General features: G+C 41.5%; 5 protein-coding genes. 4 read left to right on the forward strand and 1 reads right to left on the reverse strand.

All coding sequences use genetic code 11. The features are described from left to right. Positions 1-468 precede the first annotated feature (468 nt). From ACFS25_RS27630 to ACFS25_RS27640, 3 genes are read left to right on the forward strand one after another with little or no spacing between them, the layout of a single operon-like run. Positions 469-1,863, forward strand: coding sequence for a serine hydrolase domain-containing protein (locus tag ACFS25_RS27630; RefSeq protein WP_381507793.1), 1,395 nt, complete (start codon positions 469-471; stop codon positions 1,861-1,863). Between the two features lies 1 nt (position 1,864). Then, positions 1,865-2,344, forward strand: a complete 480-nt coding sequence (locus ACFS25_RS27635) for an RNA polymerase sigma factor (protein WP_381507795.1) — start codon at positions 1,865-1,867, stop codon at positions 2,342-2,344. Continuing rightward, complete coding sequence (locus ACFS25_RS27640; protein WP_381507797.1) at positions 2,341-2,880, forward strand: hypothetical protein; 540 nt, start codon at positions 2,341-2,343, stop codon at positions 2,878-2,880. The genes ACFS25_RS27635 and ACFS25_RS27640 overlap by 4 nt, the downstream gene beginning before the upstream one ends. Positions 2,881-3,390: 510 nt before the next feature. Here ACFS25_RS27640 and ACFS25_RS27645 read toward each other — a convergent pair. After that, positions 3,391-3,852, reverse strand: coding sequence for a nuclear transport factor 2 family protein (locus tag ACFS25_RS27645; RefSeq protein WP_381507799.1), 462 nt, complete (start codon positions 3,850-3,852; stop codon positions 3,391-3,393). A gap of 374 nt (positions 3,853-4,226) precedes the next feature. On the opposite strand from ACFS25_RS27645, the gene ACFS25_RS27650 reads away from it, so the two are divergent. Beyond that, a partial coding sequence (locus ACFS25_RS27650) for a hypothetical protein (RefSeq protein ID WP_381507800.1) occupies positions 4,227-4,578 on the forward strand: 352 nt, incomplete at its 3' end.

Genomic DNA, 4,578 nt, shown 5'->3' on the forward strand with positions numbered 1-4,578 from the left:
TTAATGATGCATCCATTTAAGAAAATCCATAATCAATTTCTTATCTCTTGACTTAGCCCTCTTATCACTTATTATCGTTCGACTAATTTTGAACGAGTGACGATTATGTTAGGTCGTTCTCTTGGGTTATTTTCTATAATTTTCACCTGTCTCTTATTACCCTCTTTTCGCGTGATAGCTGTTTGCGCTGCTTTAAGCAAACGACGAATTATCTCCCTTTTCGCAGAACTACCCAATATCAGGCCGTACCTCGGGCATGTGTTCGACAACAGGCCCCAAACCAACCGGTAACCGGTACTGGATGAATTGATACGGATAAAGTTGGTCACTACCAAATAGGCCCATTCAGGCTATGGTAAATGGTTGGCCCACCCCACAAATATTGGCATTCAGTAATTAAATATTTCTTAATGACTTGTCATCTTTTTCAATAAATCGCTACTAATGGTGCGTATTAACAGGAAAAGGATGAACAGACTACAAATTTTTATACTCGTTTTTATTTGTGTACCGGGCTTTCTGACAAGATCCATAGCCCAGATTCAAAAAGAACAGACTGACTTGATTGACCGTTATTTGGGCGTACAGCAGCAATCAATTGGCTTTAACGGTACAGTCATGATTGCCGGGAATGATAGTATAATCTATCGACGGTCCGTAGGAAAAGCGTCATTGGAGCTCGACGTACAGTTTTCTTTAGATCCTGTTTTTCGAATAGCATCAATTACTAAACAATTTACTGCGATGCTGGTAGTGTTGGCTGCCGAAGAGCACAAGTTAGCGCTTGGCGATCAACTCAGTAAATATTACCCCCAACTTGGCCAATCAGATTGGAGTAACATAACTATCAGGCAATTACTTACCCACACCTCCGGCCTTCCACACAATGAAGGGATAGCAGATTACTGGGAGAAAATTTCGTTTCTTCCACTCTCAGACCGGCAGGCCACAGACGAGATATTCAAACTGAAACTATTATCTGTTCCCGGGACAAAGACGCAATATTCGAGTCCTGGATACTTTATTCTGGCAAGTATTCTGGAAATAGTTTACCATAAAAATTATGATGCTATTCTGAGGGAGAAAATTACAGTTCCATTACGTATGGATCACACAGGAGTAGGCAATTCAACAGACATTATTAATGGAATGGTTTCCCCATATCATCAATTAGCAGATCGACTGATCGCGGCACCACATCGGGACTATGCTTTAATGAAAGGGTCGGGCAACATGTATTCAACTGCGAGTGATCTATCAAAGTGGAACAATGCCTTAAATGGTAGTAGTCATTTCAACAAAATGGTCACTGACCAACTGTTTACCATTCAAAACTCACAACCGATTAACGGACGCAGCGAATCCTATGGTTATGGCTGGTTTCTTAGGAGAACTTCAAACCCAGAAAGGAATTTCAATTTTACCGGTGGGGGGACTTATGGATGTTCTGCTTTTTCGGGATACTATCCAAATGCAAAGATTTCTGTAGTTATCCTAAGTAATGTTTCCACTTTGCCTGTCGGGGAAATGCAGTCCAATATTGAAAGCATCGTTTTCGGAGACAGGTTTGATATGCCCGTTGTACGTACCCATATAGTAATGGAGGCATCGCAGCTTGACAAATTCCAAGGAACATATACTGCAGATAATGGCCATCTATTAGCGATTTTTTTTAAAGGAGAGCAGCTCTATGCGAAAATGGGACAAAACCCATTTTTCGAATTGTATCCCTCGGATAGCTCTGTGTTTTTTGGCAAAAAGGTACCAGTGCAGATTGAATTTGAAAAAGATTCAGATAACACTATTAAAGGTCTCAAAGCCAACCTAAGGGGACAATCAATCCGTTTTGTTAAAAACAGGTAGCATGGAAAAACAGTTTTTGGAGATGATCACCATGCATAAGGCCACCATTCATAAGGTGTCACGACTTTACCGGGATAGCCCTGAGGATCGCGAGGATCTTTTTCAAGAGATCGTTTTACAGTTGTGGCAGTCTTTCTCAAAATTCGAGGGAAAGTCCAAGCAAAGTACTGGGATATACAGAATTGCCCTTAACACCGCAATGGCCTGCTATCGAAAGAAGAGTATAATATTATCATTTACCGAGCGATTACCGGACAAGGAAGACAGCAACATTGATTGTGAAAATCGGGAAAAAGAGGAGCAACTGTTTATGATACTAAAAAAGCTGAATGAAGCAGACAGGGCTTTACTCGCATTGTATTTCGAAGACTTCGACTATCGCGAGATGGCAGAAATTACGGGGTTGAGCGAAAATCATATTGCTGTAAAGATGGGAAGAATTAGATCTAAGTTAAAAAAAACATTAAATCCATCAAAATGAATATCGATGAGCTGAAAAACGATTGGAAAAATCTTATGCCAGAAAATACCGGTATGAAAGAGCAGCCAATGATAAAAAAAGGTAATAACCAGTTAAAGGCTATCAGACTGCGGCTTGCCATAGAAATGGTGTCATACATCCTATTTCTGGCTGTTTACTATACGATGTTTGATGGGGACAAAAAACCGTTATACGCCAATTTATTACTTGTCGGATCTTTTCTCATGGTCATCATCCATAGCTTGACGGGCTACCTGGCTGCAAAAAACATTGTATCAGGAGAAGCTATTTTGCAGTCTATGACTAAATATCACAAAAAGCTTAAAGGATATGCTATAGTTTCTTTGCTGACACGGACGGTCTCATTGATTTGTCTATTAGTTTTCTTTGTTTCTTCCGTAGAGCTTGATACGGAGAAAGACTGGATGCTTTCTGGCTTGGTCTTGCTCATCGCCATTCAGGCTTACATAAATTATAAGATATGGTCTGCCAGAGTAAAGAGAATAGGTGATTGCATTGAAAATTGGCAGGCGTAATTATAAGATATTAGGCTACCACATCAACTAAATGTTGATCATATACTACTATTTTACGCTTGCCCTACTATATGCGTAAGGTGTGGGTTTGCTAATTTAAAGCATCTCACTTATTTTTTTAACTGATATCTTTTAGCTTCGTAAAGCTGCACCGCCATTTGTTGTTTATCCGCGTTAAGTATTTTTGGGCGCCCTCCTAATCGGCCCCAGGAACGGGCAGCTGACAATCCAAACATGGTTCGCTCGTGACCTCCCCCCAAATACTGGCTCACACGCACTTTGTGTGGTTGACTGGATGATCTGATTTTTAGCTTCTGGTGTTCCGTAGGCGACGGATAAAAACAAACGTCTCGTAAAATGCTCCTGCTTGAGACGAAGAAGTTCTGATGTGTCTGCTTTTCTAAGGGAGCGTTCGTATTGCGTACTATCCTGCTTATAGGGTGAAACGGCAAACCTAACCGACTCCTGACTTAGTGCCGAATCCGCCAATGCCTGGGATTGGTCAGTCAATCAAGGCTGCCCCTCTAGCTTTTTAGGGGGTAGTTTAGTTGAATGAAGCATACGTAGCTTCCACCCCCCATTGCTTTTTTCCAAGACCGCACTTTCTAGCCAGTGAATGGTTACCGTTCTTCCCTTCATCGCTATATCCGCTTGATTGCTATAAGCCACCCATGCAGTTGCCCGCTTTACTTGGATTCTGCTAAAATTGATCGTATTGATACGACGCATACCCTTGCCAAAATTAGGTTTTAGTCTGGCTTCCAACGTATCTAATGACCAAATTTCCCCATTCTCTAGTAAAGTAAAGTCGGCTTGGCAGTAACTTCTCAACCTGGGTAGATCCTCATCAGAGAATGCTTGAAAAAACCCCTGAATAACCTGCTTGATTTTCGTTTCGTCAGCCGTATTTTGTCCATTAAGGGAACCCACAAAGGCGTTTCCTAACAGTATTAGTAGTAAGCCTGCTTTCATAGGGCCGGTATAAAGTGAATGAGGGCTGTTTTCCAATAGTAAGGTAAAGAAATTAAACATCCCTTTTCGGCTTTGCCAGGAAGTACAAGGGATTCATCCTGAAAATAGGCGGTTGGTCTTTGCTCTATCTCACAAATCGCCCTACTTGAGACGAAGCCTATTTTGTTAACTACTGTTAGTGGTTGTTAGCCAGCAGAACATTCGCTAAAGAAATAATTTACCGTATTAAATACCTTAGCGAAAGTCGTGTTGATCTTATTCTGACAAATACGACCTTGTGTCAAATCGATAAATATTAATCAATAATCAGAAAATATTTATTGAATATCAATAAATGTCTCTTCCTTTGTATCATCAATGTAATCTCGATACACATGGAAAATAAATCACCACATTGGGTATTCCCAACTGTTAAGCGGTTGGTGGCCTTATTCTATTACCTGATGTTAGCGGTTCTGGTTCTATTCGCCGCCAAGAGTTGCCTCAAGCTTCTAAACGCACAAACCGCTCCAGTGCCACTGGGGCAGGAACAACCCAACTATGTATCGGTTCCGGTGGCTTGGGCACCAGCCAGCGATAAAACCATCACGACCGTTGGTGAACCTCGCCTATTTTTAACCCCGCAAAAACAGACGGGTCAACTTCAGGTCCCGATTCGATCATTGCCCGGCCTGTTAATGAGCCTGCTAGGACTGGTTGGGTTGGTGACCGCAGCTTGGATGTTCT

This window comes from Spirosoma flavum, assembly GCF_042686045.1.
GTDB classification, from domain to species: domain Bacteria; phylum Bacteroidota; class Bacteroidia; order Cytophagales; family Spirosomataceae; genus Spirosoma; species Spirosoma flavum.